This window comes from Yersinia pekkanenii, assembly GCF_001152565.1.
Classification (GTDB): domain Bacteria; phylum Pseudomonadota; class Gammaproteobacteria; order Enterobacterales; family Enterobacteriaceae; genus Yersinia; species Yersinia pekkanenii.
Window position 1 is genome coordinate 1 of record NZ_CQAZ01000133.1, and the last position, 2,516, is coordinate 2,516.

Consider the following 2,516-nt stretch of genomic DNA (forward strand, 5'->3'; position numbering starts at 1 on the left):
CCTTCATTGAGCCTCCATTATGAGGCAAAAAAGTGTCTACGAAACCCGGGTCTATTCAATTTTACCGCCAGGCTCACCCTCAGTAAAAAATACTTCATCAATAGCGGCATTTATTGCCGTGGTTGCTTCGTTGTTCGCTGTAGAAATACCGCTTATAACAAAGTTTATCGGCGCAGCTACTGGAGCACATACATAGATGATCGCAATAATGGGCTGTAAGGGATAAATAAAATCGGCCGCTCTTCCCTGATCGCCTGTCGCTTTCACCGCGCCCCATTCTTCGAACTGAGATATCCCATCAGTCCCGATCGGAAAACCACCGGCGTCATTGCCATCACACATAATATAAATGCCGACCGTGCCCACCCCCATCAGCCGCCGTTTTACCCAGCAGCGAGTGATCCCAGGCACTGACAAAGCCCAGCCGCGATAATCAGTGTCATTGCCGCCTTGCGGTGTATTTTGATAAGCCAGCAACATGCGGGAACGGAAAGCATCTTCAGATTCGATATCGGCACCACCGGATATCTTAACTATTGCGGTGGACACAGACTGAACACCGTCAATGGCCACGTCCAGTGTTAACGATGTCCCTGCGTCTGCATTACCTGCCGCGCCGCCGCCCGTGGTGTCATCCAATACACTCGGAAGAACAGCAGTGATTGAGCCGGTAGCTGTACCGCCAGCGCTCAGCGTTAACTCATGATCGAGGCGATATTGATATCCGTGACCAACTGCAATGGTCCGGCAACTAACTGATCAGGTACAAACAATGATGACCGCATACCCGGCTGGAAAGCATTTTGTCCGAACTTATCCATTATTTCTTACCTCTTGCAGAGTCATAAAGGCTGGTCATTTTAGTCACCATTGAGGCCCCTTTTGATGCGACTGCGGCATCCTGTCCGGGCTGTGCATTACCGTTAGCTTGCATCCGCTCATCAAGGGATCGCTTGCGGGAGGCAGATGCTGGCGGGACAACTGCGCTGGTTGAGGCAAGAACACGTATCACGGCGGCGGAACTCATACCAGAATTAAGCGCCAGAGAGACGGCTAATTCTCCGCGACCCGCTGCATGCTTGCTGCCAAAAATACGTGCACAGCGATTACGTTCGGCATTGCGGCCTTTTTTGGCATCATTGCTCTCATCGCTATCATCGCCATCATTATCATCGCCATCGTCGCTTGCGTCAGGATCCTTATCATCAGAATCGTCCGGGTCGTCATTATTTTCTTCGGCCTTTTTAGCCTTCCTTGCCTCCTCTTCCTCTTCGGCCTTTTTGGCTTTTCTGGCCTCTTCATCTTTCTCATCATCGGGTTCATCGGATGCCTTAGCACCACGGCCAAACAGGTGTGAAAAACTTTTAATTTTCGCCATTATCTTCTCCAACCAATGTTAATAAATCGCGGAATGCGACATCAGGCGAGGCAACTTCATCAGCCAACCCCAACTGCACACCATCGGCGGCTAAGTAACATGCCGCTTCAGTGTCCCTGATAGTTCTCTCTGCTATCCCGCGATTGCGGGAAACGGTACTCACAAACAGGCGGCCCATCTCATCAACATCTGACTGAATGGCCTTCTTTGCCTCTTCGCTTAATGCTTCATAGGGATTTGACTCCGCTTTTCTGCTGCCGAAAGTGATTATCGTGACCTGCACCCCATCACTTTTTATGCGCTGCGACCAGTCAACATGCATCACGATGACGCCAATTGAACCGACTCCGCCCGTTCGCGGGACGATAATTTTATCCGCAGCGCTGGCCAGTGCATAAGCAGCCGAATAGGCATTTTCGGACAGGATAGACCAAATGGGTTTTTCTCCTCGTGCCGCATAAATTTCATCGACCAGATCAAAACAGCCTGCCACTTCACCGCCCGGTGAGTCGATATCAAAACAAATCCCCTTAACCGCATCATCATTCATTGCATTCAGGAAACTGGCCCGAATGCCGTCATAGCCCGTCATGCCACTGTAGGGGCGTAGGGTGCCTAACTTTTGCACCAGAGTGCCTTGAATCGGAATAACTGCTACGCCCTCAATAACGTCATAGCCACAATCACTTACTTGAAAGCATGACCGCCCGGTTTAACGGTAGAGTAAACAAGACGCTATCTTTTATGTTGATCGTTCTCGGTTCAACCGTTGCAATCAGCCATTTCAATCCTGTTTTGATGGGTTTGTTAATAGCGCTTATTTCTGCACTAAATACCGTAGGTGCCTTTGGATCATCGGCAGAACTATCGCGCGTCCAATCATCTCGGTATTTGAGACTCTACAATTGCTTGCACCTTGTTCGCTCTGATGAAGAATTAATGCAGCAACTGATGAAAATACAAGAAGACGATCATATCCCGAACCCTACTATTGCCAAATTAGCTGAGCGTGAAGCGGGAAAAACGTTCGACATTTTTATGGTGCGAACACCCCCCACCGAGAGGGAGCGAGTATATTCATTCTTTATTGGATGAGGCTCCAACTACCCAGATGCTATGGCGTGGTCACTCACTAAAA

At 49.5% G+C, this 2,516-nt stretch carries 3 protein-coding genes and 2 pseudogenes; 1 reads left to right on the top strand and 4 read right to left on the bottom strand.

Annotation, left to right across the window (positions count from 1 at the left end):
* Positions 1-57 precede the first annotated feature (57 nt).
* The 4 genes and pseudogenes from AEP37_RS23200 to AEP37_RS23210 form a co-directional block, all read right to left on the bottom strand.
* Positions 58-726: pseudogene (locus tag AEP37_RS23200) on the bottom strand (baseplate J/gp47 family protein); the annotation flags it as partial.
* Positions 696-821: a hypothetical protein gene (locus AEP37_RS27670; RefSeq protein WP_268872740.1), complete on the bottom strand. Its 126-nt coding sequence runs from the start codon at positions 819-821 to the stop codon at positions 696-698. The gene AEP37_RS27670 and the pseudogene AEP37_RS23200, both read right to left, overlap by 31 nt.
* The gene (locus tag AEP37_RS23205) at positions 821-1,378 is read right to left on the bottom strand and encodes a hypothetical protein (RefSeq protein ID WP_049615540.1); all 558 of its coding nucleotides are present in this window, start codon (positions 1,376-1,378) and stop codon (positions 821-823) included. Before AEP37_RS23205 ends, AEP37_RS27670 begins: the two co-directional genes overlap by 1 nt.
* Positions 1,365-2,063: pseudogene (locus AEP37_RS23210) on the bottom strand (S49 family peptidase); the annotation flags it as partial. The pseudogene AEP37_RS23210 and the gene AEP37_RS23205, both read right to left, overlap by 14 nt.
* A 59-nt stretch (positions 2,064-2,122) precedes the next feature.
* Here AEP37_RS23210 and AEP37_RS26400 point away from each other — a divergent pair.
* Positions 2,123-2,473 carry a hypothetical protein gene (locus tag AEP37_RS26400; RefSeq protein ID WP_156168761.1) on the top strand — a complete coding sequence of 117 codons (351 nt, stop codon included), beginning with the start codon at positions 2,123-2,125 and terminating at the stop codon, positions 2,471-2,473.
* Positions 2,474-2,516: the final 43 nt, after the last annotated feature.

Coding starts and splice junctions, on each gene's coding strand:
- AEP37_RS27670 (WP_268872740.1), bottom strand. CDS start 821: ATGGATAAGTTCGGACAAAATGCTTTCCAGCCGGGTATGCGGTCATCA.
- AEP37_RS23205 (WP_049615540.1), bottom strand. CDS start 1,378: ATGGCGAAAATTAAAAGTTTTTCACACCTGTTTGGCCGTGGTGCTAAG.
- AEP37_RS26400 (WP_156168761.1), top strand. CDS start 2,123: ATGTTGATCGTTCTCGGTTCAACCGTTGCAATCAGCCATTTCAATCCT.